The organism is Microbacterium deminutum, from assembly GCF_039530205.1.
GTDB classification, from domain to species: domain Bacteria; phylum Actinomycetota; class Actinomycetes; order Actinomycetales; family Microbacteriaceae; genus Microbacterium; species Microbacterium deminutum.
In genome coordinates this window covers 25,936-45,325 of the sequence record NZ_BAAAOG010000009.1, presented here as the reverse complement: position 1 = coordinate 45,325, position 19,390 = coordinate 25,936, and the positions used below count along the sequence as shown (strand labels likewise).

General features: G+C 68.5%; 12 protein-coding genes. 5 read left to right on the top strand and 7 right to left on the bottom strand.

The window, feature by feature from the left end:
* Positions 1-13 precede the first annotated feature (13 nt).
* Positions 14-1,867 (top strand): thioredoxin domain-containing protein, encoded by a 1,854-nt coding sequence (locus tag ABD212_RS16580; protein WP_344096747.1) that lies wholly within the window; start codon positions 14-16, stop codon positions 1,865-1,867.
* On the opposite strand, the gene ABD212_RS16575 is transcribed toward ABD212_RS16580, so the two are convergent.
* Positions 1,864-3,495, bottom strand: a complete 1,632-nt coding sequence (locus tag ABD212_RS16575; RefSeq protein ID WP_344096745.1) for a dolichyl-phosphate-mannose--protein mannosyltransferase — start codon at positions 3,493-3,495, stop codon at positions 1,864-1,866. The genes ABD212_RS16580 and ABD212_RS16575 overlap by 4 nt on opposite strands.
* 23 nt (positions 3,496-3,518) lie before the next feature.
* Here ABD212_RS16575 and rsmI point away from each other — a divergent pair, with 23 nt between their 5' ends.
* A complete protein-coding gene (gene rsmI / locus ABD212_RS16570; RefSeq protein WP_344096743.1) occupies positions 3,519-4,337 on the top strand; it encodes a 16S rRNA (cytidine(1402)-2'-O)-methyltransferase in 819 nt (272 codons plus the stop codon).
* A gap of 120 nt (positions 4,338-4,457) precedes the next feature.
* Here the strand turns inward: rsmI and ABD212_RS16565 are convergent, their stop codons facing one another.
* From ABD212_RS16565 to ABD212_RS16545, 5 genes are all read right to left on the bottom strand, one after another.
* Positions 4,458-8,015 carry a glycosyl hydrolase 53 family protein gene (locus tag ABD212_RS16565; RefSeq protein WP_344096741.1) on the bottom strand — a complete coding sequence of 1,186 codons (3,558 nt, stop codon included), beginning with the start codon at positions 8,013-8,015 and terminating at the stop codon, positions 4,458-4,460.
* A gap of 68 nt (positions 8,016-8,083) precedes the next feature.
* Positions 8,084-9,013, bottom strand: coding sequence for a sugar ABC transporter permease (locus ABD212_RS16560; RefSeq protein WP_344096739.1), 930 nt, complete (start codon positions 9,011-9,013; stop codon positions 8,084-8,086).
* The gene (locus tag ABD212_RS16555) at positions 9,013-10,617 is read right to left on the bottom strand and encodes an ABC transporter permease subunit (protein WP_425561289.1); all 1,605 of its coding nucleotides are present in this window, start codon (positions 10,615-10,617) and stop codon (positions 9,013-9,015) included. Before ABD212_RS16555 ends, ABD212_RS16560 begins: the two co-directional genes overlap by 1 nt.
* A 122-nt stretch (positions 10,618-10,739) precedes the next feature.
* The gene (locus ABD212_RS16550; RefSeq protein WP_344096735.1) at positions 10,740-11,981 is read right to left on the bottom strand and encodes a sugar ABC transporter substrate-binding protein; all 1,242 of its coding nucleotides are present in this window, start codon (positions 11,979-11,981) and stop codon (positions 10,740-10,742) included.
* A gap of 168 nt (positions 11,982-12,149) precedes the next feature.
* A complete protein-coding gene (locus tag ABD212_RS16545; protein WP_344096734.1) occupies positions 12,150-14,183 on the bottom strand; it encodes a beta-galactosidase in 2,034 nt (677 codons plus the stop codon).
* A 192-nt stretch (positions 14,184-14,375) separates the two neighbouring features.
* On the opposite strand from ABD212_RS16545, the gene ABD212_RS16540 reads away from it, so the two are divergent.
* The 3 genes from ABD212_RS16540 to ABD212_RS16530 all read left to right on the top strand — a co-directional run bounded on the left by ABD212_RS16540 (position 14,376) and on the right by ABD212_RS16530 (position 18,071).
* On the top strand, positions 14,376-15,389 hold the full coding sequence (locus tag ABD212_RS16540; RefSeq protein ID WP_344096732.1) for a LacI family DNA-binding transcriptional regulator: 1,014 nt from the start codon (positions 14,376-14,378) through the stop codon (positions 15,387-15,389).
* Positions 15,390-15,508: 119 nt separating this feature from the next.
* The gene (gene metG / locus ABD212_RS16535; protein WP_344096729.1) at positions 15,509-17,083 is read left to right on the top strand and encodes a methionine--tRNA ligase; all 1,575 of its coding nucleotides are present in this window, start codon (positions 15,509-15,511) and stop codon (positions 17,081-17,083) included.
* 106 nt (positions 17,084-17,189) lie between these two features.
* Positions 17,190-18,071 (top strand): TatD family hydrolase, encoded by an 882-nt coding sequence (locus ABD212_RS16530; protein WP_344096727.1) that lies wholly within the window; start codon positions 17,190-17,192, stop codon positions 18,069-18,071.
* 9 nt (positions 18,072-18,080) lie between these two features.
* On the opposite strand, the gene ABD212_RS16525 is transcribed toward ABD212_RS16530, so the two are convergent.
* Positions 18,081-19,346, bottom strand: coding sequence for an MFS transporter (locus ABD212_RS16525; RefSeq protein ID WP_344096725.1), 1,266 nt, complete (start codon positions 19,344-19,346; stop codon positions 18,081-18,083).
* Positions 19,347-19,390 lie beyond the last annotated feature (44 nt).

Genomic DNA, 19,390 nt, shown 5'->3' with positions numbered 1-19,390 from the left:
CGAGGAGGCCACCATGCCGAACCGGCTCGCGGGCGCGACGAGCCCCTACCTGCGCCTCCACGCCGGCAATCCCGTGGCCTGGTTCCCGTGGGGCGATGAGGCGTTCGCGGAGGCACGGCGTCGTGACGTCCCGGTCGTGGTGTCCATCGGCTACTCGACCTGCCACTGGTGCCACGTCATGGCGCGGGAGTCCTTCGAGGATGCCGCGACCGCCGCAGACCTCGACGCCGGATTCGTCGCCATCAAGGTCGACCGGGAGGAGCATCCCGAAGTCGATGCCGCGTACATGGCGGCCGCGGCCGCGTTCACCCCGAGTCTCGGCTGGCCGCTGACGGTGTTCGTCACTCCGCAGGGTCGGCCCTTCTTCGCGGGAACGTACTTCCCGCCCGAGCCGAGGTCGGGGCTCCCTGCGTTCCGGCAGGTGCTCGCCGCCGTACGCGAGGCCTGGACCGATCGGCGCGAACAGGTCGACGAGACCGCGGATGCCGTCGTCTCCGCTCTCGCGGAGGCCGGCGCCCCCGCAGCCGGCCCCGCCGCAGCGCCGAGGCTGCCCACGGTCGCCGAGCTCGCCGCGGCCGCGGCATCGCTTGCCTCTCGAGAGGATCCGGAGTACGGCGGGTTCGGGGGCGGCGGTCCCGCGACGCCGAAGTTCCCGGTGGCGACAGCGCTCCGATTCCTCCAGGCACCGGCGCTGCGCGACGCTTTCCCGGAGGCGACGGGCGTCGCGGACCGTGCCCTCGCCGCGATGGCCTCGTCACCGCTGCGCGACGACGTCGAGGGCGGGTTCTTCCGCTACGCGACGCGGCGCGACTGGACGGTGCCGCACTACGAGCGGATGCTCACCGACAACGCGCAGCTGCTCGACGTCGCCCTGGACGCCCACCGGGAGGATGTCGTCCGAGGCCTCGCGGAGTTCCTGATCGCGGTGCTCCAGCGGCCCGATGGGGGGTTCGGCGCCGCGCAGGACTCCGAGTCGTGGATCGACGGGGCGCGCAGCGAAGGCGGATACTACGCGCGGGACGCCGACTCCCGCGCCGAGCTCGAGCCACCGGCCGTCGACGGCAAGATCGTCACCGGCTGGAACGGGCTCGCGATCGGCGCGCTCGCGCGCGCCGGCGCGCTGCTCGACGATCCGACGATGCTCGAGGCCGCGCGCTGGGCCGCCGATGCCGTACTCGAGACCAATGTGGCGCCCGACGGCAGTCTGGTCCGCGCATCGCTCGACGAGATCCCCTCCCGCGCCAGGGCGACTCTCGCCGACTACGGACAGCTCGCGAGCGGGCTTGCCGCGGTGGCCGTCGCGACGGGCGAACTCGCCTACGCGAATCGGGCTCGCGGCCTCGTCGACGCCTGCCTCGACGCGACGGGCGGGATCGGCGTTCCGGGGGGCAGTGATCCGGTCCTCGCAGAACAGGGCGTGGGTGCTCCGGATGCCGCCTCCGACGGCGACGAGCCCTCGGGCTTCGCTGCGCTCGCCGGGGCCGCCGCCTCGCTGTGGCTGCTGGGTGCCGGTGAGTCGTACCGCGGCCTGGCCGAGCGGATCGTCACGGCTCACGCCGTGGACGCGCTCGCACAGCCTCTTGCATACGGCGCCCTGCTGCGGGTGGCCGCCCAGCTGGCCACGCCGCCTCGGCAGATCGTCGTCGTCTCGGCGGACTCCTCGGATCCCCTCGTCACGGCTGCTCGCGGCATCCGTGCCGATGTCGTCGCGATCGTCGACGAGGAGCAGGCGCAGGCGTGGTCGGCCGCAGGTTTCTCACTGTTCGAGGCGAAGACCCGGGCGGGAGGCGTCGCTACCGCCTACGACTGCCGCGACTTCGCGTGTCGCCTGCCGGTCACCGACATGGCGGGCCTCTCCCGCGACTAGACCCACCCCTGGATCCAGTTGTGGAGCCGCCAGAAGTCGTACGGCACCGTCATCGCGGAGATCACCGGGTACCAGAAGGCCGAGAGCAGCACCGCGAGTCCCAGGAAGATCCACACCAGTCGCTGTCCAGTGAGCCGTCGGTACCCATCTGCGTGTTTCGGGCCCGCGATGTCGCGCAGCGCGAACGTGAGAGCCAGCAGCATGAACGGCAGGATGAGGACCGTGTAGAACTGGAACACCGTGCGCTCTGGGAAGAAGAGCCACGGCACGTAGGTCACTGCGACTCCGGTCAGCACGAGGGCATAGCGCCAGTCGCGCGCGACGATGAAGCGGTACATCAGGTAGAGCACGGCGGCGACGCCGGCGTACCAGATGAGGGGGTTCGGGATGCTCGAGACGACGGCCGAGCAGCCGTCCGCGGCCCGGCATCCGTTCTGACCCAGCGCATCCTGGTGGTAGTACATCCCGGTCGGGCGCAGCAGCAGCGGCCACTGCCACGCGGGGCTTCGGTAGACATGCGGGCTGACGATCCCCGCGGCCGAGTTGTACATCGTGACGTGATAGGTCCAGAGGCTCTGCAGCGGCAGCGGCACCCACGACCAGACGCCGGTCGCGGGGTTCGAGTCCGCGACGTGGCGGTCGTAGCCGCCATTCGTCACCAGCCAGCCCGTCCACGACGCGAGGTACACGGCGAACGCGATGGGTACGAGGAGGACGAACGTGGCGCCGCCCTGTCGCAGCGCATCGGTCGGCCAGACGAGGACGCCCGCTCGTCGACGTGCGAGCGCGTCGGTCACGACGAGGTAGACGCCGAGGCCCGCGAGCACCCACACGCCCGACCACTTGACTGCGCACGCGGCGCCGAGCGCTGCGCCCGCGGCGATGATCCAGGGCCGGTTCCACAGGACTGGCCCCCAGAGCGGTGGCTGGTCGCCTTCGTAGCGTGCGGCCACGGTCTCGGCGATCCGGGTCATCGTGCGGTCTCGGTCTTTGAGGACGAACAGGAAGCCCAGTAGCACGAAGAACAGCAGCGGGGTGTCCAGCAGTGCCACCCGGCTCATCGAGATCGCGAGGCCGTCGATCGCCATGAGCAGTCCCGCGATGACCGCGAACGTGGTCGATCGCGTCATCCGCTTCGCGATGAGCATCAGCAGGAGCACGGCCGCCGTTCCCAGCAGCGCCGTCATGATGCGCCAGCCCCAGCCGCTCGTCGGGGTGATGGCCATCATGCCGAGAGAGATGATCCACTTGCCGAGCGGCGGGTGCACGACGAACGACGGATTGCGCGAGAAGCTGTTGACATCGCCGGCGAGGAATCGATCGTTCGCCGTCACGTCGCCGTGCGACGGCCACGATCCCTCGTACCCCAGTCGCGAGAGCGTCCAGGCGTCCTTCACGTAGTAGGTCTCGTCGAACTGATTCATCAGATCGTGGGCAGTGCCCAGATCCCACAGCCGCAGCACCGCGGCGAGCACGACGACGAGGGTCGGACCCAGCCAGGAATAGAGGCGGAGCGCGCGCGGATCCGATAGGAGACGCTCGCAGAAGCGGTCGTAGAGGCTCGGACGGGTCGCCGGCAGAAGGGGCTCGGAGGGCGGGGGAGCCTCCACCTCGGGGGCGTGCGTCACCCGGTCAAGTCTAGGCTGGGCGCGTGATCATCCTCGCCGCGACCCCCATCGGAAACCTGGGGGACGCGTCGCGGCGGCTCGTCGAGGCGCTCGAGAGCGCGACCGTCGTCGCGACCGAGGACACACGGACGACGCAGCGCCTCCTGGCCGCCCTCGGGATCGCGAATCGGCCCCGCCTGATCGCGCTGCACGACCACAACGAGAAGGAGCGCGCACCTGAGCTCGTCGAGCTCGCACGGACGCGCGATGTGCTCGTCTTGAGCGACGCCGGGATGCCGACGGTGAGCGATCCGGGCTATGGACTCGTGTCGGCGGCGGCGGCCGCCGGTGTCACTGTCACGGTGATCCCCGGGCCGAGCGCTGTGCTCACCGCCCTGGCCGTGTCGGGTCTGCCGACGGATCGCTTCAGCTTCGAGGGCTTCATCGCCCGCAAGCCGGGCGAGCGGGCAGCCACACTGCGCGCCCTCGCGGCAGAGCCGCGCACGATGGTGTTCTTCGAGGCGCCCACTCGCGTCGCGACGACGCTCGCCGACATGGCGACCGCGTTCGGAGCGGACCGGCGCGCGGCGGTGTGCCGCGAGCTGACGAAGCTTCATGAGGAGATCGCGCGCGGCACGCTGGCCGAACTGGCCGCATGGGCCGAGCCGGGCGTCCGCGGTGAGCTCGTGATCGTCGTGGCCGGCGCCGAAGCGCGCGAGATTCCGTTCCCGGACGCCGTCACACAGGTGCTCGAGATCGTGCGTTCCGGCACACGGCTGAAGGATGCCGCCGCCGAGGTCTCGGCCCACACCGGGCACTCGAGTCGAGAGCTGTATCAGGCCGCCCTCGCCGTGCGAGGCTGAGCGCGTTTCGTCTCGCTTCGCTCGCTCAACGACCGGGGGGAAGGGCGGAACCCTCCGCCGCCGCCCCCCGGTCGTTGAGCGAGGAGCGCAGCGACGAGACGAAACGCGCCGAATCCGTCGTTACTTCTTGACCTTCACCGTCAGCGCGTTACTCGAGGTCGACCCGGCAGAGTTCACGAACTCGACGCGGTAATCGTACGTGCCCTTGGGTTTGCCGGTGACCTTGAGCACCGCTCGCTGCGCGCCCGGCGTAGCGGCGGTCAGGGTCCCCTGACCGACGATCACGCCGTTTTCGAAGAAGCGGTAGGACGTGGCATTCGTACCCCACCACAGGTTCGCAGTGACCGAGTACGTGCCGTCGCCGTCGTTGTTGTCGTCGCTGATCGCGGGCTTGGCGGGATTCGCCTGGGTCACGACGACCGTCACCGGCTGCACCTTGGTCGTGCCCTTCGAGTTGATCAGGTGACCTGTGTACAGATACGTGCCGTTGACCTTGCCCGTGATGGGCACCACGGCCGACTGCGCGCTGACGCCGCCGTACGTGAGCGGCACCGTCTTGATGAGCACGCCGTTCTCGTAGAGCCGGAACTTGGTGGCGTTCTCGCCCCACCACAGGTTCATCCGCACGTTGTACGAGCCGTCCTGCAGACCCGTGTCCCAGCCGTTGTCGTGCGACAGCACGCCGCTGGCCGGCGCCTGGCGCGCGGCATCCCTGAGCACGAGGCCTTCGGTCGCAGCCGCGAGCGCCGCACGGGCGCCGTCGACAGCACTCTGCGACGGCGCGTCGGCGTCGAGGACGACGTGGCCGCGCTCGATCGCCGCCACGAGGTCAGGTACGGTCTCTGGTGTGTACTTCGTGCGGTCGAGCGCCTCGGCGGCCTTCACGCCCGCCTCGAGACCCGATGTGTGGACGTCCGCGGAACCTCCCCGGATGAGCTGGAACGCGTCGATCGTGCCCCAGCCGCCCCCCGTCAGCGACATCGAAACGGACACGGTGAGCTTGCCATCCGAGGCGACGGTGACGGGCGCGGTCTTCGCGGTGCGGAACGTCTGCCAGCCGGCGAGCTCGAGCGGAGCGCTCGCGGCGTCGCCGGTCGCGCGCGCCTCGAGGGTGCGCGTATCCGTCGCCGGCGAGTCGCCGCCCTGCGTGGTGGCCGACAGGATGTAGTCGCCGGCAGGAAGACCTGTCAGCTGCTGCGTCACCGCGAACGAATAGGCGCCGCCCAGCCAGAAGCTGACGGCGTGCTTGCCCTCCGCGGCATCTGCGGACTCGACGATTCCGGCGCCGACGCCGGTGACCTGCCACATCGACGCGTCGGCGTCCTCGAAGCCGGGATTGCGCACCCAGTTGCGCTCGGTGACCGTCACGCTCGCGGCGGCGGCGAGACCGGATGCCGTGACCCCGGGAATCGTGTATTCACCGGTGCCTGCGATCCATTTCACCGCCGACGACCAGGTCACGGCGGGGTGGGTGACAGCGCCGTCGTACGCGGTGACCGCAACGGTGGACGGCAACGCGATCGGGTCGCCGTCGACCACCGTGATCGCCACCGGGGTGACCACCGGTGGCGGCGCTTCGCCCACGAGCTCGAGCCCGGCGAAGGCCGCGTCGAAGAGGACGAGGGCGCCGTCGACGGCGCTCTGCGCGGGGCTCATCGCACCCAGGACCACGTCGGCGACTTCCACGGCGCCGTCGAGCGTCTTGAGCGAGGCCGCGCTGAACACGGAACGGTTCAGCGCGCCAGCGCGCGCGACGGCGGCTGCGAGTGCGCTGGTGTCCGCTCCCGCGGGAAGTGCCCGGACGAGTTCGAAGTCGTCGATCGTCCCCCACGCTCCCGCCGAGAGGTTGCCCGTGAAGGTGACCTTGGCGGTCCCGCCTGCGGCCACCGTGACATCGGCTGTGGTGGGAGCGGACCACACGCGCCATCCGGTCATCGCGAACGGCGCCGACTGCACGTCGCCCGTCGAGTTCGCGAGCGACAGCACGACGGTGCTCGCGGCATCCTCGCCGTCGCCCTGCAGTGCCGCCCGGGCCACGTAGGTTCCCGCGGCGAGTCCGGTGACGGCCTGGGAGAGGGTGAAGGCGTAGGCGCCGTCCGAGTAGAAGTGCGTCGAGTAGGTGCCGCTGTGCGGATCGTCGGTGGCGCGTTCCGTGAGCCCGGTACCCGTCGTCGACCACATTCCGGTGTCGGCGCCTTCGAAGCCGGGGTTGCGCAGCAGGTTCTCCTGCGTGACGACGACCGCGGCGGATGTCGCGTGCCCCGAGGCCGTGACGCCGCTCACCTGGTACTCGCCCGGACCGTCGATCCAGTCGGCGGCGGCCGACCAGGTGACGGATTCTTCCTCGGTCGTGCCGTCGTTGTAGGTGACGGTGACGGTGGCGGGGAGCTCGATGGGCGATCCCTCGGTCACCGTCAGGCTGACGTGTTCGACATCCGTCACCGCTCGAGGCGCGACGGAGCCCGTCCGCGCATACTCGAAGACGTTGAGCGACTCGAGAGGTGTGCCGTCGTGGGAGAAGAGCGCCTGGTTGTCCACCGCGGAGCCGCCGAACCACACGCCGGCGTCGGTCGGGTCGTACTCGCCGGCGTAGCTCGTGGCCCAGCCCGAGCCGTCTCGCTCCCACAGGACCTTGTTGGCTGCGAGGGCGGAGGGCGGCCCCACCGGCAGCCACGCGGGCTCCCAGTAGAAGACGCCGATTCCGGCGGTGCCGACGTCGACGACGGCCTGGATGACGTCGCGGACGGCTGTCGCCTGCCCCTGCACACTCACCGGGTACTGCGTCGCCTCGGACGCGAGGTCGATCGTGTTGGTGTGGCCGTCGCCGTCCTCGAGCGTGTACGCCCAGGATGTCTCGGCGACCATGACCTTCTTGCCGTAGGTGTCGGCGACGCTCTTCAGCACGGAGGTGAGGTTTCCAAGGGTGCCGTGCCAGTAGGGGTAATAGCTCGATGCGAACACGTCGTAGTCGACGTGGCGATCCGACAGGGCCTGGGCGTAGCCCGCGTAGCGTCCGGCGGTCTCGGGGTCGGTGAAGTGCAGGGCCACGAGGGCATCCGGGAAGACGGCGCGCACCGCGGCGGAGCCCGCAGAGAAGATCTGCGCCATGTCGTCCCAGCCGGTGACGCCGGCGATGCCGTTGTTGGTCTCGTTGCCCACTTGGACCATGTGCACGTCGACGCCGGCATCCTTCATCTGCTGCAGCGCGCCGCTGGTGTAGTCCTTGACCGCAGTCGCCTTGTCGGCCACCGAGAGGCTCGTCCACGCCTTCGGAGCCTTCTGCTTGCCCGGGTCGGCCCAGAAGTCGGAGTAGTGAAAGTCGACGAGCACGCGCAGCCCGGCATCCGTCGCCCGCTTGCCGATCTCGACAGCTCGCGCGACGTCCACGTTGCCTCCGCCGTAGCCATGACCCGCGGCATCGAACGGGTCGTTCCACACCCGCACCCGGACGTCGGTGATGCCGTGGCCGGCGAGCACGGCGAACAGGTCGGCGGGGTGTCCTGCGGCGTCGCGGTAGACCACGCCGGAGTCCTCGAGCGCGATCGCGGACGAGACATCCACGCCGTTGATGAAGTCGGCGGGCAGGTTCTCGACCTTCTGCACCACGATTCCGGCCTGCACCGGTCCGTCGTCCGCGGCTGCGGCGGGAGCCGCCCCGGCGAACAGGGCAGCGATCACAACGGCTGTGACCGGTCCCAAGTTGCGACGTCCAGATACCACGGTTCTCCGATCGATGATTCTGAGGGTCAGCCCTTGACGGCCCCGGCGGTGAGGCCGCCCACGATGTAGCGCTGCAGCGCCAGGAACAGGACGAGGATGGGGATCGAGGCAATCACGGTGCCTGCGGTGAACAGCCCCCAGTTGGACGACAGCTGATTCGACACCCACTGATACATGCCGACGGCGAGCGTCCAGTTGTTCTCGGACACCAGCACGATCTTCGCGATGATGTAGTCGCCGAACGCGCCGATGAATGCCAGCAGGGCGACCACGGCGAGGATCGGTGTCACGAGCGGGATGATCAGCCGCCAGAAGATCACCGCATGGCTCGCGCCGTCGATCTTCGCCGACTCGTCGATCTCGATCGGGATCGTGTTGAAGAATCCGTACATCAGGAACGTGTTCACACCGAGCGCGCCGCCGAGGTACACGCAGATGAGTGCGAGCTTCGAGTTGATGCCGAGGGCGGGGACCACCTCGCCGAGCGCGAACAGCATGAGGAAGATCGCGACGAAGGCGAGCGCCTGCGGGAACATCTGAATGATCAAGAGGCTCGTGAGGCTCGCGCGGCGGCCCGAGAACCGGAAGCGTGAGAAGGCGTAGGCGGCGGCAGCGCCCATCAGCACGGCACCGATCGATGCGGCGCCCGCGATCAGCAGCGAGTTGCCCGCCCAGACCCAGAAGCTCGTGCCGCCGAGAGCCGCGTAGTTCGCGAAGTCGACGACGCTGAACAGTCCGTTCGCCGCCGAGAGGGTCCCACTGGGATTGAAGGAAGCCGACAGCACGTACACGAGGGGGGAGACGGCATAGAAGATGATGACGAGAGCCAGCAGGTACTTCCAGCCGACCTCGAGGAGCCATCGCCTGCGTCGGGCTGCGGTGCGGTTCGTCGGAGCCGGCGTGTTCCCGCGCGTCGCGTCGCGCGTGGAGGTGCTGGTCGCTGTGGATGCAGACATCACATGTACTCCTCGAGCTTGCGGGTCTGGCGGAACGCCAGAGCCGAGATGGCGCCGACGACGATGAAGATGAGGATCGACAGGGCACTTGCGAGCCCGAAGTCGGACTTGCCGCCCGACAGACCCGAGATGCGGAAGATGGTGGAGATCAGAATGTCGGTATAGCCGATCGCGTATGGCGCGCCGGGTATCGCAGGACCACCGTCATTGAAGAGCCAGATCGTCGTGAAGTTGTTGAACGAGAACGCGAACGACGAGATGAGCAGCGGCGCCGTTGAAACGAGGACGAGGGGAAGGATGATCGAGCGAAGCACGCGCGAGCGCCCGGCGCCATCGATCGACGCGGCTTCGAGCGTGTCGGACGGAAGAGCCTGCAGCGCACCGGTGCACACCAGGAAGAAGTACGGGTACGTCAGCCAGATGTTCACCCACAGCACGGCTCCTCTTGCGAGCCACGGATCGCCGAGCCAGTCGATGTTCGCGCCGCCGAAGAACAGATCGTTGATCACACCGAACTCGGCATTGAACATGCCTCGGAACAGCAGCGCCGACATGAAGGCCGGGAACGCGTACGGGAGGATGAACAGCGTCCGGGTGATCCTTCGGCCCTTGAGTCGTGCGTCGTTGTAGATGAGCGCGAAGAGCAGTCCGAGCGCGAAGGGGACCGCGACCGAGAGAATCGCCCAGGCGAACGTCCACCCGGTCACGATTGCGAGCGGCTGAAGCAGCGCGGGGTTGGTGAACAGCGCCGTGAAGTTCTTGAAGCCGACCGTGACCACCCACCCGGTGGGAAGCGCCGTGCCGTCTTCGGCGACGAAGTTGCCCGTGCTGTCATCGGCCGTGTACACCGTGCCGGTCTGGGTGTCGGTGATCGTCTGCGCCTGCTCGTCCCAGACGAGCGTCGACTTGTAGACGGCACCGGTCGAGCCGTCCCGGGTGCGGATCGATCCGTCGTTCGGGTCATGTGACACAGGGACCCGCAGCTTCTGGACGCTGGCCTGCATCGCCTGATCGCTGATCAGCTGATTGAGGGAGACGACCGACCAGCCCGGAACGTCGCTCGGTGCACCGGAATCGCCGATCTGAGCGTTGGGCGACGGTTCAAGCGGCTGCGTCTCGGTGCCCACCTGGACGTCGCCCTTGTCATCGACGATGGCGAACCCGAGTTCCGAGCCGCGTTGGACCACCGAGAGCGGATAGCTCGGCGAGTTCTCGATGCGCCGTTCACCCTGGATGAGCGCCGCATTCACAGCTTGCTGCTGCGTGCCGACGTGGCCGGAGCCGTAATTCGTGAAGGCGATGTACGCCGTGTAGCCGAAGATGAAGACCTGGAAGACGAGCAGGAAGACCAGGCCCGGCATCAGGTACTTCAGCGGCAGCGCCCGCCGCACGAAGTACACGACGTCGGCGATCACGAGGAGGGCGATCGTGACGCCGAGGATGATCCACGATTGCACCCGCCAGGCGGAGAGGATCGTGAGGATTCCCAGCGCGTTGATGAGCATCATGATGAGGAGCTTCACGATGAAGCCCCACCCCAGACCCCGCCATCCACGAGCATGGGACTCGGTCCGAGGCAGAGTGGCCTTGCCGTCCTCGGGCATATCCAGAACCTCGGGGAGTCTTCCCTCTGGGATCGACATCTGTTCTTCCTCTCGTCACGACCGCGGTGTCGGCGGGGTTGTGCCGGGGGCGGGATGCTGCCAATCCGCCCCCGGCAGCTGTGTCACTTGGCGGTGGCCGCAGTCACATCCGTGATCATCTTGTTCCAGGTGGTCGTCGGGTCGGCGCCGTTGATGATCTGCACCTGTGCGGCGTTCCACAGATCCCACACCGAGCCCATCTGGGGGATGTTCGGCATCGGCTCACCCTGCTCGGCCGACGCGATGAAGCCGGCGATGATCGGGTCGGACGACACGGACTGGGCCAGCGCCGTCCACGCCGGGATGCGCGGGTCGGCCTCGTAGAGCGCCTTCTGCGCGTCAGCGGTCGCGAGGTAGTTCACGAGGAACTCCTGCGCGAGCAGCGCGTTCTTGCTCTGCGAGCTGACGTAGAAGCCCTGGACGCCCACGAACGGGCCCGCCTTCTGGCCACCCGCAGACGGGATCGGGCTGACCTTGAGGTTCTTCACGTCCTTGAATGCCGCGATCGCCCACGGTCCCTGGATGGTGAAGGCCGCCTTGCCGGTGTCGAAGAGCTGGTTGTTGGTGTCGTAGTCGACCGTCGTGGAGATGTATCCGGTGCCGGTCTTGCCCTGCGAGCCGAGCCACGTGGCGAATGCGTCGCCGGCCGCGCCGCCCATGCCGACCTCGTTCGTGTATCCGCCCGAGGAGTCCTGCATGAACACCGGAGCGCCGAAGGAGGTCTGGTTGCCGTACATCGTGTACGCATCACCGGCCTGGCCGCCCGTGTTGATGACGACGGGACGCTCAGCGCCCGAGGCTTTGCCCATCTGGATCATCTGATCCCAGGTGGTAGGTGCCGTGTCGCCGACGAGGTCGACGTTCTGCACCAGGGCGACGGCCTCGAGCGAGTACGGCAGCGCGTAGAGCTGGCCGTTGTAGGTCATCGCCTGGATCGCCTTGGGATTGAACTCGCTGGCCTTGTCGCCGAGGTCGATCGTGTCGACCACCCCGGCCTCGACGAGGGCGCCGAGCCAGTCGTGGGCGCCGATCGTGATATCGGGGCCCTGGCCGGTGGGCACCTGGTTGATGAAGTCGTTGCGGATGTCGCCGAAGTTCTTCTTGACGAGCGTGACCTTTGCGCCGGTCGCCTTCTCGAAGTCCACGGCAGCGGCCTTGACGGCCGGCTCGCGGTTCGCGTCGACCCAGACCACGAGCTCCGCGCCCTTTCCGTTGATCTTCGTCTCGCTCGGCGTGGCTGATCCGCCGCCGCCGCCGCTGCAGCCGGCCAGCAGCAAAGCCACCGACGCGAATGCCAGGGCACTGATTCCCAGCTTCTTGCGCATGGGGTTTTCCTTCCAGAGTGGGGTCGTCACTGCTCGCCTCTGATGAGTCGCGCCGTCACGACCGGTGGTGGGGGAGCGTCGGGGCCGGATGGTCCCGACGCGGTTGCGATATCGGTCCGCGCTCCCGTGTCGTTCTGTGCCTCTGGGTCGCGCGGGCGCTGAACAAGGTCAGCGACCACCTCCTTCTCGCGTGTGAGTGGTCCGGACGACGGCGACATCGCCGGCGGCGATCGTGAGCGAACCAGCGACCTCCCGTCCGGCGAGAAGCTCGACGCCCGTGACAGGCAGCTCGACCGCGTCCTCGCGATGGTTCACGGCCACAACATAGTCCGCGTCGGCGCCTCGGCGAGTAACGACTTCGACACCCTCGGGCAGATCGGATGGCGAAACACCCGCGTCCGCGTAGACCCTGCGCATGAGCTTCGCGAGGCCATCGGCATCCAGTCGCGTGCTGACGTACCAGCCGATGCCCGCGCCGCGAGCGTGACGTGTGATGGCGGCCTTCCCGGCGCCGGGGCCGTCCAGGTACGTGCCGATCACTTGAGCGCCCTCCAGGATCAGATCCTCTTGCCACGCATCCGCTGTGAGTCGGGTCGATGCATCGTCGCCCAGCGCGATGGTGCAGGTGGATCCCTCCCGAAGTGGCAGGAACTCCTCCACGCGGACGCCCAGCGCGTCCCGCAGCGGAGCACCGAACCCTCCGGCGTGCACAGCATCGTTCTCGTCGACGATGCCCGAGAAGAACGACACGAGAAGAGTACCGCCGCGCTCGACGAAACTGGTGAGGTTCGCGGCATCCGGTGCGCTCACCAGGTACTGCGCCGGTGCGATCACGAGCCGGTAGCCCGAGAGGTCCTGACCGGGAAGGGCGAAATCGACGGTGACGCCGTCTCGCCACAGACGCTCGTAGAAGGCCCTCACGCGCTCGGCGTGGCTGACGTCGACGGACGGGCGCCACTCCAGATCCTGCGCCCAGAACGACTCGAAATCCCACAGGATGGCGACGTCCGCGACCACTCGAGACCCGCGGAGCTCATCGAGGGTGCCGAGAGCGGCGCCGAGGTCGACGACCTCGCGCCACACACGCGACCCCGTGCCGGCGTGGGGGATCATCGCGGAGTGGAACTTCTCGGCGCCCGACCGGGACGCCCGCCACTGGAAGAACAGAATGGCATCTGCGCCGCGCGCGACGTGCGAGAGCGAGTTGCGCGCCATCTCGCCCGGGCGCTTCGCGATGTTGCGCGGCTGCCAGTTGACCGCCGACGTCGAGTGCTCCATGAGGATCCAGGGCTTGCCGCCGCCGACCGACCTCGACAGGTCGGCGGCGATCGCAAGGCCGATCTCGCCGTCGGGATCCGCCGCCCAGAGGTAGTGGTCGTCGGAGACGATGTCGACCTCGCGCGCCCACGCCCACAGGTCGGTGGTCCAGCTCTGGTTCGCCATGAAGTTCGTGGTGATCGGCTGCGTGGCGTACCGCCGGATCGCGTCGCGTTCGAGGATGAAGCACTCACGCAGCTTGTGGTCGGTGAAGCGCGCGAAGTCCAGACGCTGTGCCGGGTTGACGACGGAGGGCGCCGCCGCGGGAGCGCCGACCTCGGCCCACTCGCCGTACCGCTGCCCCCAGAACGTGGTGCCCCAGGCGCGGTTGAGCTCGTCGAGGCTGCCGTGGCGATCGCGCAGCCACTCGCGCCATGCCTGCACCGACTGCTCGGAGTAGTCCTCGCCGACGGGCACGCCGTACTCGTTGTGCACGTGCCAGAGGACGACCGCCGGATGCTGCGCATAGCGCTCCGCGAGCGCCGTCGCGATGCGCACGATGGCCTCGCGGTACGCCGCGGACGAATGCGACGCCATGCCGCGCGCGCCGAAGCCCATCACGGCGCCGTCGCGCCTGACGACGCGGGCCTCGGGGTGTGCGGCGAAGAACCACGCGGGCGGCGACGCGGTCGGCGTGCCGAGGTCGACGGAGATGCCGTTCTCGTGCAGCAGGTCGAGCAGCTCGTCCAGCCACGCGAAGTCGAAGACGCCCTCGCTCGTCTCGATGAGCGCCCACGCGAAGATGCCGACACTGACGAGGTCGACTCCCGCTTCGCGCATGAGCGCGACATCCTCGTCCCACGTCTCCCGCGGCCACTGCTCGGGGGTGTAGTCACCGCCATAGGCGATTCCCCTGACTGGGGGCCAGGCGTTCGTCGAGGTCATGACACTCCATCGGATCCGAGAAGGGACGGGCCATGATCCGGAGGAAGCTCCGACTGTGACCGGTCACAGTTCTATCCCACCCGATGTGCTGAGGGCTAGAACCGTGTCTTGACCGTTACCTAACTGTGACCGGTCACAGGTTTCTCGCGGCAGAGCGCGAGAACGTGCCCATCGCGGGGTAGAGTCCACGTCGTGGAGGAGACGACGCTGCGGCGCAAGCCGACGATACGCGATGTCGCCGCTGCTGCCGGCGTCTCGCGCGGAACCGTGTCGCGGGTCATCAACGGCGGGCGGTGGGTCTCGCCCGCCGCGCAGCTCGCCGTCGAAGAGGCCATCCGCGCGACCGGCTACACGGCGAACCATCACGCCCGGAGCCTCGCCACCGGCCGTGCCGACTCGCTGGCGTTCCTGCTCACCGAGCCGCAGCATCTGCTGTTCGCAGATCCGACCTTCGCGCTCCTCCTCCGCGGCGCCGCTGAGGCCCTCGCGCAGCGTTCGATGACACTGGTACTGCTCGTCGCCGGGACGCCCGGCGAACGTGCCAACGTCGCTCACTATGTCAGCGCAGGACACGTCGACGGCGTGCTGCTCATCTCGTCGCACGAGTCCGATCCGCTCCTGGCAGACCTGCTGGCCGGCGGCATCCCGACCGTCTGCTGCGGGATCCCGCTCGGACACCAGGGTGAGGTCTCGACCGTGTCCGTCGACGAGATCGAGTCGGCGCGCACCATGACGCGATACCTGCTCGGACAGGGCCATCGACGGATCGCAATGATCGCCGGGCCGAATGACACCCCTGGCGGCCGGTTCCGGCGCGTGGGCTTCCAGGAGGAGATGGGGGAGCACTTCGACCCCGCACTCGTGGAAGAGGGCGACTACGGCCAGGAGTCCGGTGCTGCGGCCATGACGCGCCTGCTGGAGCGAACGTCCGACATCGATGCCGTCTTCGCCGCGTCCGACCTCATGGCCGCGGGAGCCATCGGCGCACTTCGCAAGGTGGGCCTGCGCGTGCCCGAGGACATCGCCGTCGCCGGGTTCGACGACTCCGGGTTCGCCGCGAACCAGGAGCCCCCGCTCACCACCATCCGTCAGCCGTGGGACCGCATCAGCGACGAGATGGTCAGCCTCCTGCTCGACGTCATCGCCGGCGCGCCGCATCGCTCGGTGACTCTGCCCACCTCGCTCGTGGTGCGCGAAACGGCCTGACCGGTCGGCAACCCGCGGGCACGGCACCCGAATATGACGAACGGCGCATATTCGACGGCCCTGCAGTGCCCTCCTGACACGCGGCCGGGCGCGGCATCCGGCCCGACTAGAATCCTCGGGTGACTTCCGGCCGCCAGTCCTTCTACATCACCACGCCGATCTACTATCCGAGCGACGTGCCGCACATCGGCCACGGCTATACCACCGTGGCGGTGGACACCCTCGCGCGGTGGCACCGTCAGGCGGGCGATGACACCTGGATGCTGACGGGCACCGACGAGCACGGTCAGAAGATGCTGCGAGCGGCCAGCGCCAATGGCGTGACCCCTCAGCAGTGGGTCGACAAGCTGGTCAGCGAGTCCTGGTTCCCGCTGCTGAACACCCTCGACGTAGCGAACGACGACTTCATCCGCACGACGCAGGAGCGCCACGAGCGCAACGTGCAGACGTTCTTCCAGGCACTGTACGACCGCGGCTGGATCTACGCCGGCGAGTACGAAGCCCTCTATTGCGTGGGCTGCGAGGAGTTCAAGCCCGAGGCTGAGATCGTCGACGGCACCGGACCGTTCGAGGGTCTCAAGGTCTGCGCCATCCACTCGAAGCCGCTCGAGCTGCTGCAGGAGAAGAACTACTTCTTCAAGCTGAGCGAGTTCCAGGATCGCCTGCTCGACCTGTTCAAGACCGACTTCATCCAGCCGGAGTCGGCCCGCAACGAGGTCGTGTCGTTCGTCAAGCAGGGGCTCAAAGACCTCTCGGTGTCGCGGTCGACGTTCGACTGGGGCATCAAGGTGCCGTGGGACGAGACGCACGTCATCTACGTGTGGATCGACGCGCTGCTGAACTACGCCACGGCTGTCGGCTACGGCTCCGACCCCGACGAGTTCGCGCGCCGCTGGCCGGCGCTCCACGTCGTCGGCAAAGACATCCTTCGCTTCCACGCCGTGATCTGGCCGGCGATGCTGATGGCCGTCGGCGTCGAGGTGCCGCGCGGCGTGTTCGCTCACGGCTGGCTGCTGGTCGGCGGCGAGAAGATGTCGAAGTCGAAGCTCACCGGCATCGCGCCCACCGAGATCACAGACGTCTTCGGCTCCGACGCGTACCGGTTCTACTTCCTGTCCGCGATCGCGTTCGGACAGGACGGCTCGTTCTCCTGGGAGGACCTCTCGGCGCGCTATCAGGCCGAGCTCGCCAACGGCTTCGGCAACCTCGCGTCGCGCACGACGGCAATGGTCGAGAGGTACTTCGAGGGCGTCGTGCCGCCACCGGCTTCATACACGGACCGCGATCTCGTGATCCAGAAGACAGTGGCGGATGCCGTGCCTGCGGCCGACGCCGCGATCGAGCGGTTCCGCATCGACGAGGCGATCAGCGCGATCTGGACGATCGTCGATGCGCTGAACCTCTACATCACCGAGAACGAGCCGTGGGCGCTGGCGAAGGACGAGGCCCAGCGCGAGCGTCTCGGCACCGTGCTCTACACGGCCGCGGAAGGGCTGCGCGCGCTGGCGGTGCTGCTGTCTCCGCTCATGCCGATCTCGACGGAGAAGCTCTGGGTCGCGCTGGGCGCGGCGGAATCGCTCGGGCGCCTCGTCGACCAGCCGATCCGTGAGGCGGGATCGTGGGGATCACTGAAGCCCGGCACCTCGGTCAACGGTCTGGCGCCGCTGTTCCCCCGCGTCGAGCAGTCGGTATGACCGACGACGTTTCGTCTCGTCGCTTCGCTCCTCGCTCGACGACCGGGGGCGCGCCTTCTCCGGTCGTTGAGCGAGCGAAGCGAGACGAAACGCGCCGGGGCACGCGATGACCGACCCCAGCCAATACGTGCGGGAGCGCCACAAGGAAGGCCGTGACGTGCGGTGGCCCGACGCGCCCGCCCCGCTCGCCGTGCCGGTGTATGACAACCACGCGCACCTCGAGATCTCCGACGGCGACGAGCCCCGTTCCGTCGCCGAGCAGCTCGACCTCGCCGCCCGCGTGGGCGTCATCGGCGTCGTGCAGGCCGGTGGCGACATCGAGTCGAGCGTGTGGTCCGCGGATGCCGCGGCATCCCACCCCCGGGTGCTCGCTGCCGTCGCGATCCACCCGAATGAAGCACCCGCCTACGCCGAGGCGGGGCGATTCGACGAGGCGATCGCCGTGATCGACGAGCTCGCGGCGCAGCCGCGGGTGCGGGCGATCGGCGAGACCGGCCTCGACTTCTTCCGCACCGGGGAAGACGGGTTCGGCGCGCAGTTCCAGGCGTTCGAGGCCCACATCGCGCTGGCCAAGAAGCACGGGATCGCGATGCAGATCCACGACCGCGACGCACACGAGGCGGTGCTGTCGACGCTCGAGCGCGTCGGCCCGCCGGATCGCACCGTGTTCCACTGCTTCTCGGGCGACGAGGCGATGGCCCATGTCGCCGCCGACCGCGGGTACTACCTGTCGTTCGCCGGAAACGTCACCTTCAAGAACGCGCAGAACCTGCGTGACGCGCTTGCGGTGACCCCCCGCGAGCGGATCCTCGTGGAGACGGATGCCCCGTTCCTCACGCCCATCCCGCACCGCGGGCGCCCGAACGCGCCGTACCTCGTGCCGGTGACCGTGCGCTTCATGGCCGACGAGCTCGATGTCGACCTCGACGAGCTGTGCGCGCAGCTCGCCGCCAACACCCTCGCGGTGTACGGGATGTTCGAGGACTGACTGCTCGGGCTACCGCGGAATGTCGTGAGTCGCCGTGGCGCCGACCGCGGGTGGGGCGGCCGCGATGTTCGAGATCGAGCGCCACACGAGCAGGAGCGTGATCGCAGAGCCGGCGAAGGCGAACCACCAGGGCGCCGTGAGCCCCCAGGTCTGGGCGATGATGCCGCCCAGCAGCTGCCCGATCACCAGTCCCGCGAAGACGCCGACCATGTTCACCGAGGCGATGCGTCCCTGCAGCTCCAACGGCACGAGCCGCTGCCGGACGGTCGTCGAGATCGTTCCCCACACGAATGCGTAGGCGCCGAATCCGAACATGATCACGAACGCGACCACCGCCGACGTGGTGAGGGCGAACGAGAGATGCATGAGCACCTCGAGCGTCAGGCACACCCGCATGAGCGTTGCGAACGACACATGGCGCTCGAGCCAGCCGAATCTGGAGATCGCGACCAGGCCGCCCAATGCGGCGGCCGTCGTGAGCGCGCCGTACCCGACGGCGCCCATGTGGAGGTACTCCGTGGCGTAGAGGACGAGAACGCTCCACGGAGCCGCCCACGTCACGTTGAAGACCAGGATGATCAGCACGAGTGTGCGTACGGGCGGGCTGCCCCGCAGCCAGCGGAGACCCTCGCGGATCGGATGCGCCTTTCCGCCCGTCTCGGTGGTCTCGCGCGGAGGAACCGGGGTGCGGGCGATCCGTGAGATCAGGACCACCGCGAGCGCCACGCAGAGCACCTGCACGACGAACGGCCAGAACGACCCGATCGCGAAAAGGAAGGCGCCCAGCGGCGGGCCGGCGAGCTGATTGGCGACGAGGTACCCGGCCTGGAGACGCGCATTGCCGACGCCCAGATCCGCAGGACGCGCGAGCATCGGCAGCAGCGTGCTGCCCGCCGAGTCTGCGAAGACCTCGGCGGTGCCGTAGAGGAATGAGGTGGCCAGGACCATCCCCACGTTCGCGTGACCGGTGACGAGGAAGACGACCAGCGCCAGCACGATGACGGCGCGGAGGCCATCCGCCAGCATCACGAGCCGGCGACGATCGTGACGGTCGGCGACGGCACCGGCGAGCAGTCCGAACAGCAGCCAGGGCAGGAACTGCATCATGGCACCCGAGGCGACGAGCACCGGCGACGAGGTCATGGACGCGATCAGCAGCGGCGCCGCCGACAGGGCGATGCCGTCGCCGAGATTGCTCGTCCACGACGACGCGAGAAGCCAGCGGAAATCGGTTCCCAGCCGGCGGGGTGCGATGATGTCGCCGAGCGAGGGCATCCTGCCATCCTACGATGAGGCGGCGGAGCCCCACTCGGTAGGGT

Excerpts from the sequence above, each read along its gene's own strand:
- ABD212_RS16580 (WP_344096747.1), top strand. The coding sequence starts at position 14 with ATGCCGAACCGGCTCGCGGGCGCGACGAGCCCCTACCTGCGCCTCCAC.
- ABD212_RS16560 (WP_344096739.1), bottom strand. The coding sequence starts at position 9,013 with ATGTCTGCATCCACAGCGACCAGCACCTCCACGCGCGACGCGACGCGC.
- ABD212_RS16555 (WP_425561289.1), bottom strand. The coding sequence starts at position 10,617 with ATGCCCGAGGACGGCAAGGCCACTCTGCCTCGGACCGAGTCCCATGCT.
- ABD212_RS16550 (WP_344096735.1), bottom strand. The coding sequence starts at position 11,981 with ATGCGCAAGAAGCTGGGAATCAGTGCCCTGGCATTCGCGTCGGTGGCT.
- ABD212_RS16545 (WP_344096734.1), bottom strand. The coding sequence starts at position 14,183 with ATGACCTCGACGAACGCCTGGCCCCCAGTCAGGGGAATCGCCTATGGC.
- ABD212_RS16530 (WP_344096727.1), top strand. The coding sequence starts at position 17,190 with ATGACCGACCCCAGCCAATACGTGCGGGAGCGCCACAAGGAAGGCCGT.
- ABD212_RS16525 (WP_344096725.1), bottom strand. The coding sequence starts at position 19,346 with ATGCCCTCGCTCGGCGACATCATCGCACCCCGCCGGCTGGGAACCGAT.